At 60.5% G+C, this 19,855-nt stretch carries 15 protein-coding genes; 4 read left to right on the forward strand and 11 right to left on the reverse strand.

The genetic code is table 11. From position 1 onward, the window contains the following. Positions 1–182: 182 nt before the first annotated feature. The 7 genes from ftsY to I6J26_RS01865 form a co-directional block, all read right to left on the reverse strand. A complete protein-coding gene (gene ftsY / locus I6J26_RS01835; RefSeq protein ID WP_115022760.1) occupies positions 183–2,081 on the reverse strand; it encodes a signal recognition particle-docking protein FtsY in 1,899 nt (632 codons plus the stop codon). A gap of 99 nt (positions 2,082–2,180) precedes the next feature. After that, positions 2,181–5,711: a chromosome segregation protein SMC gene (gene smc / locus I6J26_RS01840; RefSeq protein ID WP_115022762.1), complete on the reverse strand. Its 3,531-nt coding sequence runs from the start codon at positions 5,709–5,711 to the stop codon at positions 2,181–2,183. Positions 5,712–5,721: 10 nt separating this feature from the next. Continuing rightward, positions 5,722–6,006, reverse strand: a complete 285-nt coding sequence (locus I6J26_RS01845) for an acylphosphatase (RefSeq protein WP_115022764.1) — start codon at positions 6,004–6,006, stop codon at positions 5,722–5,724. Further along, positions 6,007–7,533, reverse strand: a complete 1,527-nt coding sequence (locus I6J26_RS01850) for an alanine/glycine:cation symporter family protein (RefSeq protein WP_115022766.1) — start codon at positions 7,531–7,533, stop codon at positions 6,007–6,009. Between the two features lie 50 nt (positions 7,534–7,583). Beyond that, a complete protein-coding gene (gene mutM, locus I6J26_RS01855; protein WP_115022768.1) occupies positions 7,584–8,414 on the reverse strand; it encodes a bifunctional DNA-formamidopyrimidine glycosylase/DNA-(apurinic or apyrimidinic site) lyase in 831 nt (276 codons plus the stop codon). Further along, positions 8,415–9,185: a ribonuclease III gene (rnc, locus tag I6J26_RS01860; protein WP_115022770.1), complete on the reverse strand. Its 771-nt coding sequence runs from the start codon at positions 9,183–9,185 to the stop codon at positions 8,415–8,417. After that, positions 9,182–9,721: a YceD family protein gene (locus I6J26_RS01865; RefSeq protein ID WP_115022772.1), complete on the reverse strand. Its 540-nt coding sequence runs from the start codon at positions 9,719–9,721 to the stop codon at positions 9,182–9,184. Before I6J26_RS01865 ends, rnc begins: the two co-directional genes overlap by 4 nt. A gap of 172 nt (positions 9,722–9,893) precedes the next feature. On the opposite strand from I6J26_RS01865, the gene I6J26_RS01870 reads away from it, so the two are divergent. After that, complete coding sequence (locus I6J26_RS01870; protein ID WP_181815381.1) at positions 9,894–10,514, forward strand: hypothetical protein; 621 nt, start codon at positions 9,894–9,896, stop codon at positions 10,512–10,514. Between the two features lie 63 nt (positions 10,515–10,577). Here I6J26_RS01870 and I6J26_RS01875 read toward each other — a convergent pair whose 3' ends face one another. Next, positions 10,578–11,372, reverse strand: coding sequence for a DivIVA domain-containing protein (locus I6J26_RS01875; RefSeq protein ID WP_115022775.1), 795 nt, complete (start codon positions 11,370–11,372; stop codon positions 10,578–10,580). A gap of 137 nt (positions 11,373–11,509) precedes the next feature. After that, positions 11,510–12,856: an NADP-specific glutamate dehydrogenase gene (gdhA, locus tag I6J26_RS01880; protein WP_115022777.1), complete on the reverse strand. Its 1,347-nt coding sequence runs from the start codon at positions 12,854–12,856 to the stop codon at positions 11,510–11,512. Positions 12,857–13,029: 173 nt separating this feature from the next. On the opposite strand from gdhA, the gene I6J26_RS01885 reads away from it, so the two are divergent. Beyond that, positions 13,030–14,193, forward strand: a complete 1,164-nt coding sequence (locus I6J26_RS01885) for a glycerate kinase (protein WP_115024395.1) — start codon at positions 13,030–13,032, stop codon at positions 14,191–14,193. Here I6J26_RS01885 and I6J26_RS01890 read toward each other — a convergent pair. Next, positions 14,183–14,581: a hypothetical protein gene (locus tag I6J26_RS01890; protein WP_115022778.1), complete on the reverse strand. Its 399-nt coding sequence runs from the start codon at positions 14,579–14,581 to the stop codon at positions 14,183–14,185. The genes I6J26_RS01885 and I6J26_RS01890 overlap by 11 nt on opposite strands. A gap of 36 nt (positions 14,582–14,617) precedes the next feature. Here I6J26_RS01890 and I6J26_RS01895 point away from each other — a divergent pair, with 36 nt between their 5' ends. After that, the gene (locus I6J26_RS01895) at positions 14,618–15,817 is read left to right on the forward strand and encodes an amidohydrolase (RefSeq protein ID WP_115022780.1); all 1,200 of its coding nucleotides are present in this window, start codon (positions 14,618–14,620) and stop codon (positions 15,815–15,817) included. Between the two features lie 92 nt (positions 15,818–15,909). Then, positions 15,910–18,300, forward strand: a complete 2,391-nt coding sequence (locus tag I6J26_RS01900) for a glycogen/starch/alpha-glucan phosphorylase (RefSeq protein ID WP_115022782.1) — start codon at positions 15,910–15,912, stop codon at positions 18,298–18,300. Positions 18,301–18,415: 115 nt separating this feature from the next. On the opposite strand, the gene pyk is transcribed toward I6J26_RS01900, so the two are convergent. Beyond that, positions 18,416–19,837: a pyruvate kinase gene (gene pyk, locus I6J26_RS01905; protein ID WP_115024397.1), complete on the reverse strand. Its 1,422-nt coding sequence runs from the start codon at positions 19,835–19,837 to the stop codon at positions 18,416–18,418. Positions 19,838–19,855 lie beyond the last annotated feature (18 nt).

Genomic DNA, 19,855 nt, shown 5'->3' on the forward strand with positions numbered 1-19,855 from the left:
ACCGTTGAAGGGGCTGAAAATTCAGCCTCATATAGACAGGACCGTCTCAGACTATCATTGTGACCTCCCGCAAAGCACATTATTTGCACTTTAAAAAGACCGTAACGCCTCCGTAAGAGGGCGCTACGGTCTAAGAAGAGATATAGGAATAGATCAGGCGGAATCCCGCCTGAAAAATTCTTCTATTTTTCTCCCAACAGGGCGTCGACGAAGCTCTCAATTTCGAACGGGGCGAGGTCATCTGCTCCCTCGCCGAGGCCCACGAGCTTCACCGGCACGCCCAGTTCCTCCTGAACTTGGAAGACGATGCCGCCCTTGGCTGTGCCGTCCAACTTGGTGAGCACAACGCCGGTGATGTCCACGACATCACGGAAGATGCGCGCCTGGGTCAGGCCGTTCTGGCCCACGGTGGCATCGAGCACCAGCAGAACCTCATCCACGTCGGTCTTCTTTTCCACCACGCGCTTGACCTTGCCCAGCTGGTCCATGAGGTCCACGGAGGTGTGCAGGCGGCCAGCTGTGTCGACGAGGACGACGTCAACACCTTGGTCTACACCAGCTGCGACGGCATCGAAGGCCACGGAAGCGGGGTCTGCGCCTTCCTTGCCACGAACAGTGGTGGCGCCGACTCGGCGACCCCAGGTCTCTAACTGGTCTGCGGCCGCTGCGCGGAAGGTATCGGCAGCTCCGAGCAGCACGTTGTGTCCCATGGAAACGAGCACGCGGGCGAGCTTACCGGTCGTGGTGGTCTTGCCAGTGCCGTTGACACCGACCACCATGATGACAGCCGGCTTGCCCTCGTTCGGCATAGCCTTGATGGAGCGGTCCATTTCTGGGTGGCCCACCTCAATGAGAGCTTCGCGCAGCATGGCGCGTGCTTCCTCTTCGGAGCTCACGCCGCGTTCCGCAATCTTGTCACGCAGTGAATCAGTGACCTGCATGGTGGCCTTGGTGCCGAGGTCCGCCATGATGAGGGTGTCTTCGATATCCTCCCACGCGTCATCATCGAGGTCACCGGCGGACAGGATGCCCATAAGGCCCTGGCCAATGGCGTTCTGGGAGCGCGACAGGCGCCCACGGAGCTTGCCCAAACGGCCCGCTGCCGGCGCGATGTCCTCCTGGGGCTGCGCTGGGGCCTCAACGACCTCTGCGTCTTCGGAAACCTCGAGCTCCTCCGGCTCGGTCTCGAGCGCCGCGCTTGCCGACGCCGCCTGCTCCCCTGCCGCCGCAGCAGCTTCCTCTGCTTCAGCTTGAGCGTCGGCCGCATCCTCAGCACCAGAATCAGAATCCACAGTTTCTGCCGCAGGTTCCTCAGCCGCAACCTCCGTTACGGGTTCTTCGACTGGTTGCTCTTCTACCTGTGTGTCAGCGATGGTCTCATCGGCGTCCACCGCGGCCGGAGTGTCCGCCTCGGGAGTAGAAACCTGAGCCTCATCATCTGCACGCTGCTCCTCCTCAGCTGCTGCAGCACTTGCCGCGGCTGCACCAGCAGCTGCTGCGGTCGCGGCACCGGCAGCGACGGCACCGCCAGCGGACTCAGATTCCTTGGCCTTCTCTGGCTTGTCTTCTACCTTCTCGGCAGTCGTGTCTTCAGGCTTGGCCGGCTCTGCTGGGGTTTCAGGCTTGGCTGGCTCTGCTGGAGCGGCAGGCTTAGCTGGCTCGGCTTCTGGGGTCTTCGCGGTGCCGCTGAGCTGCTCATTGGCCAGTTGCGTGGCGTCGCGCTGCTCCGGCTGGGCTTCAGGCTGACGCTCCGGCTCGGTCTCAGCTCGCTGTGCAGGTTCTGCGGCTGCGGGTTTGGGGCTCGCTACCTGCCGCTCAGCGGGCTTCTGCGGCTCGCTAGCCTTCGGCGCGCTAGCGGGCTGCTTGGTGGCACCGCCGCCAGCTGGAGCAAAGTTGAAGCCGGACTTGGCCTGGTAATTGCCCGACTTTTGCTGCTGAGTGAGCTCCTTGGGTTTATCTTCGGGCTTTTCAAAAGAGACTTTCTTTGACTCGCCGCGCTTCTTACCCAGCACGACCAGCCCGATCACCAGAAGGATCAGAACGATGACTGCTATCGCAATCCACAGATACGTAGTATTCATGTCCTCCATAGTGCCAGGGTTGCGCACTGCGGGCACCACGAGCCAAAGAAAAAGCCAGTGAATTAGCCGAGGACGTACTGCCTGCCTCCCCGCCCGCGATTACTGCGGGCGCGGAGCGTCGACGCCCAGGCGCGTGGCGTCTTCTGCTGCTTGCGCGGTACCGGGGGCGTCGCCGGCGCGGCTCAATCTCTGTGAGATGACACGCGTTACTCCGTCGCCGCGCATCGTGACACCGTAGAGGACATTGGCCACATCCATCGTTGGCTTCTGGTGCGTAATGACGATGAGCTGCGAATCCTTACGCAATTCTTCGAAAAGGGCGATGAGTCGGCGCAGGTTGACGTCGTCAAGCGCGGCCTCCACCTCATCCATGACATAGAACGGTGAGGGACGCGCGCGGAAAATGGCCACGAGCATCGCCAACGCGGTCAGGGACTTCTCACCACCCGAAAGCAAGGTGAGACGCTTGACTTTCTTGCCCGGTGGGCGCGCCTCCACTTCAATGCCGGTTGCCAACATGTCATCAGGCTCGGTAAGGATGAGTCGGCCCTCGCCGCCCGGGAAGAGCGTCTGGAAGACTTTCGGGAATTCGGCTTCCACGTCGTGCCACGCGTCCGTGAACAGTTGTAGAATCTGCGCGTCGACATCTTCAATAACACTCGTTAAGTCCTTGCGGGCTTGGATGACGTCATCAAGCTGCGTCGACAGGAAGGTATAGCGCTCCTCCAAGGCCTTGTACTCCTCCAAGGCGAGGGGGTTAACCTTGCCCAACGAGTTAAGATCCTTTTCTGCCTGCTTGAGACGCGCAGTCTCCGCTGCGCGGTCGAAGTCCTCGCCCGGAGTGTAATCCTTGAGCAGATCCGGAATCGCGATACCGAGCTGCTCGACGATCTTGGCCTCTGCTTCATCTACTCGGACTTGGGCCTGGCTGCGCGCGATTTCCGAGCTATGAGCTGAATCGGTGAGCCTATCCAACTGTTGGCGGGCAGCGGATACCGCCTGCTTCGCGGTCTGGGCACGGCCCTGCAACACACCCCGCTGGGTCACGAGTTCATCGCGCTCCTCGGCGGCACGTTCCAGGGCATGGGCTGCACGCGCGGCTAGGTCTTGGGCATGCTTATCCACGGCCCCAGCCAACTGTGCCTGCGCTTGGCGACGAGCCATCGCTTGGTCATGGCGAGCCTTGGCCTGACGTTCGTGTTGTGCTTGGCGGCGCAAAGCATCTCCCCTGCCCACGGCTTGGGCTGCCTTATCCTCGGCGCTGCGGGCGGCGAGCTGAGCTTCGACTTCCATGGCCTTGACTTGCTCCAGGGCTGTGGACGCCTCATCGCGTTCAACAGAGGAAGGTTCATCGGACTGCTCATCCGTATCAACGCGGGACAAGCGGTCGCGAGCTTCATCCAGGTCTTCGCGCAGGCGCACGAGCTGGACCTCGATATCAGTGGCACGCGCGGCGGCCTTCTCATGCTCTGCCTTGTTGGCCTCATACTGTTTCAACAAGCGTTGGTGGTCACGTTTCCAGGCCTCTACTTCCTGGTCGTGTTCGCGCAGGGCCGCTTTAGCGCTAGCGGCTGAAACGCGTGCATCATCGGCAGCAATCTTCGCGCCTTCGAGGGTTCCGGAAAGCTCCTCCAATTCCTGGGAGGCTGCTTCCAGCTGCTCTTCAGCTTCTGCGATGTGAGCACTGACCTCCACGGTAGAGGTGCTGCCGGTTCCGGCCTCAATCCAGCCTTCGCCGACGAGCAGGCCGTGCGGGGTCACCGCACGCAAGCGTGGGTCGTTGGCAACGGCTGCACGTGCGGCAGAGTAATCCGTGACGAGGACGACATCAGACAGCAACCGCGTCAGCGCCGCCGCCACCTCAGGGACCACCACCATGTGGTCAAGCAGCCACTCCACACCGCTGGGCAGGTCCGCGTCGAGGCGCCAGCTGGTAGCGGTGCTCGAGGCTTCAGAGCCAAGGTCGGCCGCGGAGACATCAACTAGCGGCGTGCGGTTGGCGTCCGCCAGGTTAGCCACGATCTCCTCGCTCACAGCACCTGCTTGTGCCTCAGCGAAAGACCCGAGTGCAGCGGCGACTGCAGTTTCATAACGTGTGGAAATAAAATCTGCCAGGGGTGCGAAGCCCTCGCCCAAGTCGAGGGCCTCCGGCGCAGTCTGACTCAAGGTTTCGATACGCGCGCGCAGCGAGTACACGGTCCTCTCGCGCTCACGTTGGGCATCGCGCAGTTGCTCCAAGCGCTTGTCAGCGGCATCAGATTCACTGGCCGCCCGCACATGTGCCTCTTCGAGTGGCTCGCGCTCAGAGGCAAGGGTGCTCAACTTGTCAGCCACCTCATCAGCTTCCGCCTGCGCGTCCCTCGTGCGAGCCTTGGTGCTCGACAACGTCTCCTCTTGACGGCCTAACTCCGACTCCGCAGCGGAGACTTGGCCCGCAAGGTTTTCCTCGGCGGCAATGAGGCGCACGACGCCTTCGCGTCTATCGGCAATGGCACGCAACTGTGCCATGTGCTCTTTGTCTGCATCTTCAAATGCCTCACGGCGTTCAGCCACTTCCTCGCGGATAGATTCGAGGCGCTCCGCAGCTTCCTCGGCGGCGGCGAGGAGTTCGGCATGGGAGTCGTCGGCAAGCCGGGCTTTCGCTTCCAATTCATCCGGATCCTGGCCGGCATAGGCCACCTGTGCGCCCACGTTGCTGGCGCGCTCAGCTGCAATACGCTGCGTGGCGGAAATGCGCTCCGAGAGCGTCGACAAATCAAACCACAGTTTTTGAGCTGCCTCCGCACGCGGGGACACCTCCCCCAGCTCAGCTTCGATCTCTAGCTGATTCGCGGTGGCTTCCTCAAGCTGTGCCGTAACTTCCTCGACCTGCTCAGCAAGCACCTCGGCGCGGCGCTCGGCCTCCTCGAAGGTCGCACGGACACGGACGACGCGGTCACCAGCCAAGCGCAGGCGCGCATCACGGAGATCCGCTTGCACCGTGGCAGCGCGTTTCGCAGCTTCGGCCTGGCGTGCCAACGGTTTGAGCTGCTTGCCCAACTCATCAGTCAGGTCCTGCAAGCGGTCAAGGTTAGCTTGCATGCCCGTAAGCTTGCGCTGTGCCTTTTCTTTGCGGCGGCGGTGCTTAAGCACGCCTGCGGCTTCCTCAATGTAGGCACGACGATCCTCTGGCCGGGATTCCAGGATTTCTGCCAACTTTCCCTGGCCCACGATGATGTGCATCTCGCGGCCAATGCCGGAGTCCGAGAGCAGCTCTTGGATGTCCATGAGGCGCGCCTTGGCGCCGTTAATTTCGTATTCACTCGCACCATCGCGGAACATGCGCCGCGTGACGGAAACCTCCGAATACTCAATGGGCAGGGCCCCATCCGAGTTATCAATGGTGAGGGTAACCTCGGCACGCCCTAAGGCTTTGCGTTCACCGGCACCGGCGAAGATGACGTCTTGCATCTTGCCGCCGCGCAGCGTCTTGGCGCTTCCTTCGCCCATGACCCACGCCAAGGCGTCGACGACGTTGGACTTACCTGAGCCGTTCGGGCCCACGACAGCACAAATGCCGGGTTCGAATTTCAGGTTCGTCGCAGACGCGAAGGACTTAAACCCTTTGAGCGTGAGCGATTTGAGGTGCATTCAACCTAGTTTAGCGTTCGATGAAGCCGGACTCGCCGCGTGGCTCGGCCCACTGCTCCACCACGGCCTCAACCACGCCGGGGCGACGGGTGGTGGACGGTTCTTCACGCAGCAATTCCAGCAAACGTTCGCACTCCTCACGTGGGCCTTCGGCGACGACCTGAACGCGGCCGTCCTGCAGGTTGGTGGCGTGGCCAGCCAAACCCAATTCCAAGGCGCGGGAACGAGTCCACCAGCGGAAACCTACGCCCTGTACGGAGCCGAGAACGAACGCGGTCAGGCGCTGCTGTGGCATTTAAAACTCCCTCAAATTGGTGCGATCACCCAAGTCGTGCTGGTGCTGTAGTTGGATACGATCCTCCAGGCTGCGGCGGGTTACCGGATCCGAGCCATCCCAGCATTCCACGCCCTTCAGTTCCGGCAGCATATCACGGTGGAAGACTGGGTCCACGCCTTGACGGCGCTGCTCGTTGTAGTTCTTGAGCAGCTTGATGGCCACGCCCGACAGCGGCACGATGGCGCACACATTGAGCAGCACCATGATGGCCGCGCCGGTATCGGCAAGGTCGAAGATGGTACCCAACGGCGCGACCGCGCCATAGAAGACGAAGGCCAACACGATGGCACGGAAGGCCCACAGCACCCATTTCTTCTCCGAGAGGTACTCCACGTTGGACTCGGCGAGGTAGTAGTTGCCGAGGATCGAGGAGAACGCCAGGAAGAAGAGGATAAAGGTGACAAAGTGGATTCCCCACTCGCCAACCGTTCCGGCAAGAGCGTTCTGAGTCAGGGTAACGCCTTCGATGGCATCAGTACCGAAGGTCTTAAAGTCGGTGCCCAGCAAAATGACGAAAGCCGTAATGGAGCAGACTACGAGGGTGTCGAAGTACACACCGAGAGTCTGGACGAGACCCTGTTTGACTGGATGGGACACCGTGGCCGTTGCCGCGGCGTTAGGGGCAGAACCTTCACCGGCTTCGTTGGAGAACAAGCCTCGCTGGATGCCCTTAAGCATGGCCAAGCCCAAGGTGGCACCAGCAGCCTCACGGAGGCCGAAGGCAGAACCAATGATAGACACAATCATGTCCGGCACCTTGTCAAAGTTCAATGCCACAACGATGAACCCAACGACTAGGTAAGCGGCTGCCATGAAGGGAACAATAAATTGCGTCATGGTGGCAATACGCTGCACGCCACCCACGATGATGAGGCCTGCCACGAGGACCACGGCAATGCCGACGCCTGCCTTAAACGCCAGGGAATCCTGACCAAAGGAGGTAGCCAAAGAATCAGAAATAGCGTTGGTCTGGAAGGCGTTGTAGAACCAACCGAAGGTGATGGCGATGGCTACCGAAAATACTGTCGCCAGTGGGGTCCATCCCAGTCCGCGGGACATGTAGTAGGCGGGGCCGCCGCGGTAAGCATCGCCTTCGCGCACCTTCCACAACTGGGCCAGAGTGGACTCCACGAATGCCGTAGCACCACCCAAAATGGCGATGAGCCACATCCAGAACACCGCACCGGGACCACCCACCGAAATAGCCACGGCAACACCCGCAACATTGCCGGTACCGACGCGCGACGCTGCGGAAATAGTAAAGGCCTTGAACGCCGAAATTCCGCCATAATTGGCATCTTCGTCCACGCCGATGCCTTTGGGCTTTTCGACGACCGCCTTGAACATGTCCGGCACCATACGCACCTGCACCAAAGCGGTACGGATGCCGAAGAAGAGGCCGGCGGCGATGAGCAGCCACGGCAGAACATAGGACCAGAGGCTGTTATTAATGGCACCGATCACAGTGCTGAAAACTTCTTGCATGGGCCATAATCTTAACGGCACCACCTACTAGAGACCTACTTGTGCGCCCCCTAAGCAGCACCCCTGCGCTGACAGGAGGGACAAAAGTGCGTGCCGCGTCCGCCCACCACGGTCTTCACCAGTTCAGTTCCGCAGCGATCACAGGGCTGACCGCCACGCCCGTAGGCATGCAAGGAGCGGTCAAAGTACCCGGATTCGCCATTGACATTGACGTAGAGTGCATCGAAGCTCGTGCCGCCAACGTCGAGTGCCGCGCGCATAACCTCAGCCGCTGCGCGCACAATCGCCGCGGCGTCCTTCTGACGCAGCGTGTTCGCCTTCTTCAGTGGAGATATACCTGCCGCCCATAGGGCCTCATCGGCATAGATATTGCCGACTCCGCTCACGACAGTTTGGTCCAAGAGTGCTACCTTGACGGCGGTTTTCTTAGCCCGGATGCGGCGCGCAGCCGCAGTGAAATCGAAGTCCGGTTCCAGCGGGTCAGGCGCAATGTGGGCCATAGTCAGCCACGGGGCCACACGCCAGTACCCAAAAGTACGCTGGTCGACGAAGCTGATGGGGGTGGCGTCGTCAAGCACAGCTCGAATACGCACGTGTGGGGAGTCCACCGCACCGATGCGCACTTGGCCGGACATTCCTAAATGGATGAAGAGGACATCACGGGCCGGATCGCTCAGGTCCTCATCGGCGAATTCGAGCCACATGAATTTGCCCCGGCGTGCTGCCGCGGCAATGGTCCGGCCTTCCACGAGCGCTGCGAGCGGCTCCTCCTGCCCACGGTTCGCCCGCGGGTGAAGCACCTCTACCGAGGTAAACATACGCCCTACGATGTAGGGCTCGAGGCCGCGGCGAACAGATTCGACTTCTGGAAGCTCCGGCATCTAGCTCTCTTTGGCTGCAGTGCCTTGGACTAGAAGCGGGGTTTCGCGCAGCGCCTGGCAGGCTTCTTCCGCTGCTTTCTGCTCCGCAAGCTTCTTATTGTGGCCCGTACCGCGTCCCACGGTCAGACCAGCGACAGTGGCCACGGCGCTAAAGGTTTGATCATGCTCCGGACCAGTCGACGTCGCCGAATAGACCGGCATTGCTGCCTTCAGCTCCGCGCAGAGCTCCTGCAGAGTTGTCTTCCAGTCCATGTGGCGGCCAGACACAACGGCGTTCTCAATCTTGGCGGCAAAAAGGTTCAGGATGACCTTGCGCGCTACCTCGAATCCATGCTGGCGGTAAATCGCTCCCAGGATCGCTTCTGTGGTATCGGCGAGGATGGAGTCCTTATCCCGGCCGCCAGTGGTCTGCTCGCCTTTGCCCAACAGGACGTGCTTGCCCAGATCAATCTCACGGGCCACATCAGACAAGCCATAGCGCGACACGATGGAAGCGCGCATCTTGGAAATGTCCGATTCCGGGCGGGACGGGTAGCGCTCATAGAGTTTCGCAGCAATCGACAAGCCCAGCACGGCATCCCCAAGGAACTCGAGGCGCTCGTTGTTGGGTAGGTGACCGTTCTCATTGGCAAAGGAACGGTGCGTCAGCGCCAAGCACAAGTGCTCGTCACTAATGTCGACGCCCAGCGCGGTGAGCAACGGGGCGTGATCCACCTCGGCATAGGCAGCGGCGAGGGCTTCTTCCCCTGTGAGCTTCTTTTTCTTGCTCATAGGAACTTCTCCAGACCTGACCAGCGGGGATCTACACGTTCTTCTTCACCGGAGACACCCATGGTAACGCCCTCCGGCGTATCAGCTTCGCAGCCGCCCTCGCAGGTCGGAGCGAAAGGCAAAGTCAGCCCGGCTTCATCAATAACGGTCTGCAGCAGATCGAGGACGCCGTCCTTGACTTCTGGTACTTCATCACCGGAACCTTGGTCCTGCTCATCAGCGTCGTCGCCACTGATGAAGGACTCATCCGCCGCGAAGACTTGGGATACGTGGAGATCCAATTCTGGATGGAGTTCCGCCAAACAGCGCGCGCATTCACCGCTGAGGGTGCCAGCGACATCAGCATCCACCAGAATGCCTGATCCCAACGGGGTCAGGGTGGCGTCTACCGTTAGTTCATCGCCTTTCGGAATGGCGATCATTTCCACACCGATGCGTTCCGGGGCGGGGCCGGTTTGAACGCGGTGCTCGGGCAGCGCTTCGGAGCCTTGGCTGCGCAACAATTCCGTCACGTCGAACTTCAAAGGTGAATTCATAACGTCACCCAGCTTACCCTGTACCGCCTAATCCCCCACTCCGGCGCCAGCTGGCAATGCCTGCCAGGTGACCCCCGCTGACTGGCAACAGCCTGAATGCTGGGGCACAACCGCGTAGGGACTTGCGTGCAGCACTCGCTAAGCGGTGCTTCTACCCCTACGGTGGAATGACATGAGCAACGTCACTACTCATTCAGCCACCATCACGGACACGGCGCACGACCTCGCGGGGCTCTACCCGCTACAGTGCCTCGCTCCAGCCGTGGTGTTGGCCGCCGTCGGCGTGGTGGTCCGACACGTGGTGACGCGACATCGGCCGAGTGTCTTTGGCCGTGATGGCCTTATGCTGCACCATGTGGCCCCAATCGCCGCCCTCGCCGGCATTATGGTGGGCGCCGTGGCGCTGCTGCCGCTGCATTTCAGCTCCACCGTGATTATTTCGTCGGCATTGTTTTCCCTGTTTGCCGCGTTCATTGTCTGGGGCGCCCGGGAATCTTTTTCCGCAGCATTCCTCACCGTCGGCATGATGATGCTCAGCGTTGGCACAGTTGACCTCATGATCGCCTTGGCTGGCGCCCCGTGGGCTCCTCTCACCGATCCCCTCACGGGTGGGCTGGGCTTTGGCAGCATGTGGGTGCTTTTTGCGCTACCCGGCATTATTGCTGCGGGCCTCGCTGCCGCGTTCAGTACCATGCCTGCGGCTGAGGCTGACCGCATTCGCCGCGCCGAGGCTGCCCGCGAAGCTTCCAAGGCCCTCGATGCCTCGCACCGCTCTTACCCCGCCGCTGCTTAAGGATGAGCTCCCAGTGACGGCCCTGACAACGGCCTCAGCTGGGAGCTTTACGCGTGGTGCGCTCTAGTAGTCGCGCGGTGCGCGGGGCGCACGACGGGGACGGGACTCGCCGCGTTCCCAGCTTTCGCTGCGCGCATCGCCACGCACCTCACGGCCTTCTGGGCGTGCGTCGGCGCGGGAGTCACCGCGCGACTCCCCTCGGGAGCGCACACCCGCACCGCGGCGCAGAGCGGAACGGTCATTGTTCACGGTGCGCAGCAGATCAGACAGCGTAGTTTCGAATTCACCCAGCTTTGCGTCCACAAACTCGTCGCACTCAGTGCGCAAGCGGTTGGACTCAGAATGCGCAGTTTCGACAATGCGGTGTGCCTCATCATCAGCGCGGCGCACAACCTCAGATTCAGAAACGAGACGTTCCTGCTCTGCTTGGCCGGCAGCAACGGTGCGCTGGTATTCCTCATCTGCTTGCGCACGGGTGCGCTCAGCATCGGCACGGGCATTATCCACCAAGGTGGTAGCTTCATCTTCGGCCTGGGCCACCATGGTGGTGGCGCGGTGTTGGGCGTCGGCAAGCATAGCGTCCGCGTCCTCACGCGCACGAGTAACCGTGTCATCTGCCTGGGTGTTGGCATCCGAAATAATCTGGTCTGCGCGCTCCTCCGCTCCCTGCAGGATTTCATCCTGCTTGTCCAAGACGTCCTGAGCGTCATCCATTTCTACGGGGAGGGCATTACGGAGGTCATCAAGTAGCGCCAGCATCTCGTGGCGAGGGACCATGCAATTAGAGGTCATCGGAACGGCGTAGGCCTGTTCCAGATTGCGAACAAGTTCATCGAGGGACTCAAAAACGCGGTACATGGCACCAGCCTAACCAAGCCCGTGCGCAGCGCGACGTATCCCACGCGGGTGTTGACAGCGAAAACCTCCCCGTCACGTTCTCGTTCACGAGTGCGAGGGGGAGGTGTGCGAGGTGGCAGAACGCCTAATGCAGAACGTTAGATAACGCCCTGCGCGAGCATGGCGTCCGCGACCTTCTTAAAGCCTGCGATGTTGGCGCCGGCCACGTAATCTCCGTCGAGACCATAGTCCTTCGACGTCTTATCGATGGTGCGGAAGATGCTCGACATGATGTCGTGCAGGCGCTGATCGGTGTACTCAAAGGTCCAGGAGTCACGGGAGGCGTTTTGCTGCATTTCCAGTGCGGAGGTAGCAACACCACCTGCGTTAGCTGCCTTGCCCGGCGCGAACGCGATTTTCTGATCCAAGAAGTAGTGGACTGCCTCCGGGGTACAGGGCATATTGGCGCCCTCCGCGACGTAGCGGACCTTGTTGCCGACCAGCAGCTTGGCGTCATCACCATCGAGTTCGTTCTGGGTTGCACACGGCAGAGCGACGTCTGCGTGAACCTCCCAGACGTTGCCGCCCTCGTGGTACTCCACTCCTTCACCAGCCTCCTTGGCATACGTGGAGATACGTTCACGGCGAACTTCCTTGATGTCCTTAAGCAGATCCAAGTCCACACCCGTCGGGGTGGTGATGTAGCCGGAGGAGTCCGACATGGCCACAACAGTGCCGCCTAGCTGCTGAACCTTTTCAGCAGCGTAGATGGCCACATTGCCGGAACCAGACACGATAACCTTGGCGCTCTCGAAGGACTCGCCGTGCGCCTTCATCATCTCTGCGGTGAGGTACACCAAGCCGTAGCCGGTAGCCTCGGTACGCACTAGTGACCCGCCCCAGGTCAGACCCTTACCCGTGAGGATGCCGGACTCGTGCTTGTTCTCGAGGCGGCGGTACTGGCCGAAGAGGTAACCAATTTCGCGGCCACCCACACCAATGTCACCGGCCGGAACGTCGCGGTATTCACCGATGTGGTTGTGCAGCTCAGTCATAAAGGACTGGCAGAAGCGCATAACTTCAGCATCGGACTTGCCCTTAGGGTCAAAGTCCGAGCCGCCCTTGCCGCCACCAATGGGCAAGCCAGTCAAGGAGTTCTTAAAGATCTGTTCAAAACCCAGAAACTTGATAATGCCCAGGTTCACGCTGGGGTGGAAACGCAGGCCGCCCTTGTACGGGCCCAGAGCAGAGTTGAACTGCACACGAAAACCGCGATTGACCTGAATATCTCCATTGTCATCGACCCACGGGACGCGGAAGATAAGCTGACGCTCTGGCTCACAGAGACGCTCAACCAGGCCATAATCCGCGTAGTGAGGATCCTTATTGAGGACGATCTTGAGGGAATCAAGGACCTCAGCAAGCGCCTGGTGGAACTCGGGTTCGCCTGCGTTCCGCTTCAGAAGCTTGGTGTAGTAATCAGAGATCTGCTGGTCGATGGACATGACAATCCTTTCATCTGGCACTGATCCGAATGGAAAGTGCTTCATACAATGAACAGCTGTTAGTTTTCTATCATTCGACCTAAATCGCAACCCGGTCTACCCCACCAATCACTAACACGCAGCTCAGATGCCCAAAATTTATTCGCCACGCAAGGGCCCATATACTCGTGAACATGCGCATCCTTGTTGCCCCCGACTCTTTCAAAGGCACCGCCACTGCAGGCGAAGCCGCTGGTGCGATTGCTCTCGGCGCTCGGCGCGCCCTGAGTAGTGCCGACCTTGCCGCTACGTCCACTGTGACAACGCTTCCCATGGCTGATGGTGGCGAAGGTACTGCCGAGGTTCTTGCCAGCGCCGCAGTCGCGCGTACTGGCAACACTGGCCAGACCATTACGCTACCCACCACGGATGCGGTGGGCCGCCTCACCGAAGCCAGCTACTACCTCGTGGGTGAGGAGGCGTTTATCGACGTCGCCGCGGCAACCGGCCTGCCTGCCGTGTCCGATGCCCTCGACCCGCTCCACGCAGATTCCTACGGCACCGGTGTGCTTATTGCTGACGCGGAAGCTCGCGGGGCGAAACACATCGTTTTAGGTTTAGGCGGAAGCGCCTGCATCGACGGTGGCCTAGGAATTCTCGCCGCATTGGGCGCTGCAGCCCACGATGCACGCGGCTATGCGCTTCCGAAAGGCGGCGCTCCGCTAGTCACCCTCGATACCATCGATACCGCGCAGCTCAACATGAAAGCTGCCATGCTGGATTACACGTTGGTGACCGATACCCGCGCGGTCCCCATCCAAGCAGCCACGATGTATGGCCCACAAAAGGGTGCCGAAGGCGAGCAAATAGCACTGCTAGCGGGTGCCATGCTGCAACTGTGCGAAGTCACCGGTACCGACCCGCAGGCAGAATTCATGGGTGCGGCCGGTGGCATCCCAATTGCATTGAGCTGGCTCTCCCGCACGCTGTGGGGCACAGATGAGCACTGCAGGATTGTCCCCGGCGGGCGCTACGTCGCTGAAGCGCTGAATCTCCCCGCACGCGCCGCAGAGGCCGATCTCCTCATCACTGGTGAAGGCCGCTTTGACGAGCAGTCCCTCACCGGAAAAGTAGTCGGCACACTGGCCGAGCTCGCCGCAGAAGCAGCAGGTTCCCCCTCCCTCGGCATCATTGCCGGTTCCGCGACTACCCCAGCCCCAGCTGGGGTACTACTCCGGGAACTGGAAGGCGACGGCAACGGTGCTTCCAGCAGCGAGGTGGCCGCAGCAATCAGCAGCGCCGCCGAGCGCCTCGTCACAGAATTTATTGAGTCATCCGTTCAGGACGCTAAGGATTAACCTGCACTGACCACGGGAAGATGGCGGGGCGCTCGTGTGCGACTTCATCCTCGAGCAGAACGTGATCCTTCGGAAGCACCGCATGGGGCGTCAGTAAACGGGAAAGCACCATGGTGAGTTGATTGACAGACCCTGTCACGCCCTCCATCGCAATCTCATATCGGTGGACACTCGCGCCTTCGAGATCGCGGTCTTCATGTTCATCGCGGTAGGTCTGGCGCAACTGCTCCTCCAGCCCCTCTTGGATCGCCGGTTCCTCAACGTGGGTAACATCGGCTGAGGTCAGCGAGTTGTTATCTACTAGCTTCTGCGTGGCAGTAGTGAAGATTTCGGCAACGCGCTCGGCTTGGGCATCCGGCACCAGAACATCAAACTGAATCATTGTCATGTAGGCAACCCTACCCTAACTTGGAGGACAGAAACTATGGCAGATCCCACACTCGCCGCCCTTCTCAGCAGTGACGCCGTTGACCTCTCCTGGCAGCGCGCTTTCTACGAGGATCTGCACTCCCACCCAGAGCTCTCCCACGAGGAGGAACGTACTGCACGGTGCATCCTGGGGCAGCTCGACAAGTATGACTGTGAGGTTGTCACCGGAATCGGTGGCCATGGCATCGTTGCCATCTTCCGCAACGGTGACGGACCCACAGCGCTCATGCGCGCGGATTTCGACGCGTTACCCGTGACTGAGGAGACTGGCGTTGACTTCGCCGCCACCAACGGCAAGATGCATGCGTGTGGCCACGACGTCCATACCACCGCGCTTTTGGGCGCCTGTGAGCTTATCGACGTCCACCGCGACGCTTGGCGAGGAACGTTCCTCGCGCTCTTTCAGCCTGCGGAGGAATCCTCTATGGGCGCAAAATACATGATTGCCGATGGCCTCACCGAACGCGTGCCGAAGCCGGACGTCTGCTTGGGTCAGCACGTCATGCCTGGACCTGCAGGCCAGGTCCAGTCCACATCTGGCCCCATCCTCGCTGGCTGCGATTCCCTGCGCATCCACATCACGGGCCGCTCCGCTCACGCCTCCATGCCGCACGAATCCATCGATCCCTCGTACGTTGCTGCAATGGTGGTCACGCGCCTCCAAGCCATCGTGGGCCGCGAGGTTCCTCCCCATGACTTCTTTGTCATCTCCGTCGGCGAGCTGCATGCTGGAGACAAGAACAACATCATCCCCGGCAGCGCCGAGCTGGTGCTCAATACCCGTTACTACAAGCCGGAATTAGCCGAACGCGTCTATGCCTCCCTGGAACGCATGGTGTGCGCAGAGTGCGTAGCCTCTGGCTGCCCCGCCGAGCCAACCTTTGAGTATTACGCTCATGGCGAAGTAACCGATAACGACCCCGTCGCGCACGACACCGTGCGCGCCTCCTTCGACGAGGTCTTTGGGGAGCTGTCTGTTACCGCCACGCCGTCCACGGTGTCCGAGGACTTTTGCTACCTTCCGCAGGCATGGGGCGTGCCCTACTACTTCTGGTTCATCGGCTCTACTCCAGATGCGCTCCTCGCTAACCCTCCGGTCAACCACCAGTCCACCTTCCTACCGGACTACGCCCCCACGATGGACTCCGCTACCCGTGCCGCCGCCGCTGCGGTCCTGTCTTTCCTCCAGCACTAGAGCCGACGCGCACACTGCGTGTCAGCACGGAACTGGTTAAGCTTGAGGGTGGTATTTTCCATACATTTCGAGTGCAACTTCAAAGGAATTCCATGAGCCAGCCCCAGCACGCCGATTTTCAGACCGCAGTTCCCGGACACGTTCGCGCAGCCTCTGGCGTGACGCCGCCAACTGCCTCCAACCGCAAGTTCTGGTCCGGCCTATCCGCCGCGGTCATGGAACAGATTGCTGATAACTGGGAAGCCACCCGCAACGCGTATGCCGCTGCTCGCCAGCAGCACTACTTCTCCGCAGAGTTCCTGCAGGGCCGCGCGCTGCTCAACAACCTCACCAACGTCGGTCTCGTCGATGAGGCTCGCGCCGCCGCCAAGGCTGCTGGCCACGAGTTGGCTGATGTTCTCGAAGCCGAGCATGATGCCGCTCTGGGCAACGGCGGTTTGGGCCGTCTTGCCGCGTGCTTCCTCGACTCCGCTGTAACCCAGGATTACCCGGTGACCGGTTACGGTCTCCTGTACCGCTATGGCTTGTTCCGCCAGTCCTTCGAGAACGGCTTCCAGCGCGAGGAGCCGGATGCCTGGATGGAGAACGGCTACGACTTCGTCATTCGCCGTGCCTCCGAGCAGCGCCGCATCCACTTCGATGACATGGATGTTCGCGCCATCCCGTATGACATGCCCATTACCGGCTATGACACCGATAACGTTGGTACCCTGCGTTTGTGGAAGTCCGAACCCATCGATGAGTTCGACTATGATGCTTTCAACTCCCAGCGCTTCACCGAGGCCATCGTCGAACGCGAGCGCGTCATGGACATCTGCCGCGTGCTCTACCCCAACGACACCACCTACGAAGGCAAGGTCCTGCGTGTTCGCCAGCAGTACTTCTTCGTCTCTGCATCTCTGCAGCAGATGATTGATAACTACATTGAGCACCATGGTGACGACCTCACGGGCTTTGCCAAGTACAACTGCATCCAGCTCAATGACACCCACCCAGTGCTCGCCATTCCGGAATTGCTGCGCCTGCTTCTCGACGAGCACGGGATGGGCTGGGATGAAGCGTGGAAGGTTGTCACTGAAACCTTCGCGTATACCAACCACACCGTCTTGGCAGAGGCCCTGGAAAGCTGGGAAGTCTCCATCTTCCAGAAGCTATTCTGGCGCATCTGGGAGCTCGTGGAAGAAATTGACCGTCGATTCCGTGAGGACATGGCTCAGCGCGGGCTGGATCAGGGCCGCATCGACTACATGGCGCCCGTCTCCAACGGCCAGGTCCACATGGCGTGGATTGCTTGCTACGCCGCCTACTCCATTAATGGCGTGGCGGCCCTGCACACCGAGATCATCAAGGCAGATACGCTGTCCGAGTGGCACGAACTGTGGCCGGAGAAGTTCAACAACAAGACCAACGGTGTGACCCCGCGCCGCTGGCTGCGCATGTGCAACCCGCGCCTGTCGGGCCTACTTACTGAGCAGGCCGGTTCCGATGCCTGGGTCACCGATCTGACTGAGCTGGCCAAGCTCGCGCCGTTGGCGGAGGATGAGAAGGTTCTGCGTCAGCTCATCAACGTCAAGCGCGCCAACAAGCAAGACTTTGCGACGTGGATTGAGGAGCACCAAGGCTCCACCGTAGACCCCGATTCCATTTTTGACGTCCAGATTAAGCGCCTCCACGAGTACAAGCGTCAGCTCATGAATGCTCTGTACATTCTGGATCTTTACTTCCGTATCAAGGTCGATGGTGAAACCGTTCCAAAGCGCACCTTCATCTTCGGCGCGAAGGCCGCCCCGGGCTATGTCCGCGCCAAGGCCATCATCAAGCTCATCAACACCATCGGGGATCTGGTGAACAACGACCCGGCTACCAAGGACGTGCTCAACGTTGTCTTCGTGGAGAACTACAACGTCTCCCCCGCCGAGCACATTATCCCGGCCGCAGATGTCTCCGAGCAGATTTCCGTCGCGGGTAAGGAGGCATCGGGTACCTCCAACATGAAGTTCATGATGAACGGCGCACTGACACTGGGCACCATGGATGGTGCCAACGTTGAGATCGTCGAGGCAGTGGGCGAAGAAAACGCCTATATCTTCGGTGCTCGCAACGAGGAGATCCCGCAGCTGCGCGCTGAGTACCACCCCGGTGAGCTCTACCACTCTGTTCCGGGACTGGCCCGCGTTCTGGATGCCCTCACCGATGGCACTCTGGGATCGGAGAATAACGGCATGTTCGGTGACCTGCGTTCCTCGCTTCTGGATGGTTTTGGCGAGCACGCTCAGGACACCTACTACGTCTTGGGTGACTTCGCCGACTACCGCGAGACCCGCGACCGCATGGCCGCTGACTATGACGCCGATGAGATGGAGTGGGCCAAGAAGGCCTGGCTGAACATCTGCTACTCCGGTCGCTTCTCCTCCGACCGCACCATTGCGGACTACGCCAACGAGGTATGGAAGCTGGCCCCGACCCCCATCGCCAGCATCTAGTCCGCCACCAAGCGTCGCACGTGCAGAATAAGTAACACCGCCGCCCTCCCTCCTCGAGGGACAGCGGCGGTGTTATAGCGTTTTTCTCTATGCGGGGTATGCGGGGAGAGCGTGATTATTTGTCGCGCAGGGTTTCACCGAGCTGGTGAACCTGAATCATGTTGGTGTTACCAGAGATTCCCGGAGGGGTACCGGCGATAACGACGATCACGTCGCCTTCCTTGTACGTGTCCATTCTGAGGAGGGCCTCATCGATGCTAACCATCATGTCATCTGTGGACTTGACCTCAGAGCTCAAGAAAGTTTCCGCACCCCAGGTCAGAGCCAACTGCGAGCGAACTGCCGGGTGAGGAGTAAACGCCAGCAACGGCAGCGGAGAGTGCAAACGTGCCACGCGCTTCGCAGTGTCACCGGACGTGGTGAAGGCGACGATGGCCTTCGCGTTAAGGCGCTCTGCGATATCGCGCGCGGAGTAGGACACCACGCCTCGCTTGGTGCGCGGCACATGGCTCAGGGGCGGAACTTGGCCGCCAGACTCAGCGTTAGCCACGATCTTGGACATCGTGCGCACCACGTTCTGTGGGTCGATACCGACGGAGGTCTCACCCGAGAGCATGACGGCATCTGCACCGTCGAGCACGGCATTAGCCACGTCGGATGCCTCCGCACGAGTCGGGCGCAGGTTGGAAATCATGGAATCTAGCATCTGGGTAGCCACGATGACCGGCTTGGCGTTCTCGCGTGCAATCTGGATGGCGCGCTTCTGGAACAGCGGAACCTGCTCGAGCGGAACCTCCACACCCAAGTCACCACGGGCGATCATGATGGCGTCGAAAGCCAACACGATGGACTCGAGAGCGTCAACAGCCTCCGGCTTCTCCAGCTTGGCAATAACCGGAACGCGACGGCCTTCCTCATCCATGATCTCGTGGACCTTGTCCACATCCGCTGGGGAGCGAACGAAGGACAGGGCAATCATGTCAACGCCTAGCTTCAGCGCGAAGCGAAGGTCAGCGATGTCCTTCTCCGACAGAGCCGGCACGGAGATGTCCATGCCCGGCAAGGAGACACCCTTGTTATTGGAGACCGGGCCACCTTCGGTGACCTCACAAACAACGTCGTTGCCTTCTACTTCCTTGCACACGACGGCAACCTTGCCATCGTCGATCAGCAGGCGGTCTCCCGGCTTGGCATCCTTGGCCAAGCCCTTGTAGGTGGTGGAGACGCGGTCGTGGGTACCTTCGACGTCATCGACGGTGATTCGGACGACTTCGCCTTCCTTCCACATCTCCTCACCGTTGACAAAGCGCCCCAGACGAATCTTGGGACCCTGAAGGTCAGCGAGGACACCGACGGCGTGGCCGGTCTCATCGGTAGCTTCGCGGACCCAAGCGTAATTTGCTTCGTGGTCTGCATGCTCGCCGTGGGACATGTTCAGACGCGCGACGTCCATGCCCGCTTCCACCAAGCCAAGGATTCCCTCCTTGCTTGCCACTGCGGGACCCAACGTACAAACGATTTTGGTTCTTCTATCCAACATGGAGTGCCTTATTCG

The sequence above is a fragment of the Corynebacterium minutissimum genome (assembly GCF_016889765.1).
GTDB lineage: Bacteria > Actinomycetota > Actinomycetes > Mycobacteriales > Mycobacteriaceae > Corynebacterium > Corynebacterium minutissimum_B.

Coding starts and splice junctions, on each gene's coding strand:
- I6J26_RS01875 (WP_115022775.1), bottom strand. CDS start 11,372: ATGTACCGCGTTTTTGAGTCCCTCGATGAACTTGTTCGCAATCTGGAA.
- I6J26_RS01850 (WP_115022766.1), bottom strand. CDS start 7,533: ATGCAAGAAGTTTTCAGCACTGTGATCGGTGCCATTAATAACAGCCTC.
- I6J26_RS01870 (WP_181815381.1), top strand. CDS start 9,894: ATGAGCAACGTCACTACTCATTCAGCCACCATCACGGACACGGCGCAC.
- I6J26_RS01900 (WP_115022782.1), top strand. CDS start 15,910: ATGAGCCAGCCCCAGCACGCCGATTTTCAGACCGCAGTTCCCGGACAC.
- I6J26_RS01885 (WP_115024395.1), top strand. CDS start 13,030: ATGCGCATCCTTGTTGCCCCCGACTCTTTCAAAGGCACCGCCACTGCA.
- smc (WP_115022762.1), bottom strand. CDS start 5,711: ATGCACCTCAAATCGCTCACGCTCAAAGGGTTTAAGTCCTTCGCGTCT.
- gdhA (WP_115022777.1), bottom strand. CDS start 12,856: ATGTCCATCGACCAGCAGATCTCTGATTACTACACCAAGCTTCTGAAG.
- rnc (WP_115022770.1), bottom strand. CDS start 9,185: ATGAGCAAGAAAAAGAAGCTCACAGGGGAAGAAGCCCTCGCCGCTGCC.
- I6J26_RS01890 (WP_115022778.1), bottom strand. CDS start 14,581: ATGACAATGATTCAGTTTGATGTTCTGGTGCCGGATGCCCAAGCCGAG.
- I6J26_RS01865 (WP_115022772.1), bottom strand. CDS start 9,721: ATGAATTCACCTTTGAAGTTCGACGTGACGGAATTGTTGCGCAGCCAA.
- I6J26_RS01895 (WP_115022780.1), top strand. CDS start 14,618: ATGGCAGATCCCACACTCGCCGCCCTTCTCAGCAGTGACGCCGTTGAC.
- ftsY (WP_115022760.1), bottom strand. CDS start 2,081: ATGAATACTACGTATCTGTGGATTGCGATAGCAGTCATCGTTCTGATC.
- mutM (WP_115022768.1), bottom strand. CDS start 8,414: ATGCCGGAGCTTCCAGAAGTCGAATCTGTTCGCCGCGGCCTCGAGCCC.
- I6J26_RS01845 (WP_115022764.1), bottom strand. CDS start 6,006: ATGCCACAGCAGCGCCTGACCGCGTTCGTTCTCGGCTCCGTACAGGGC.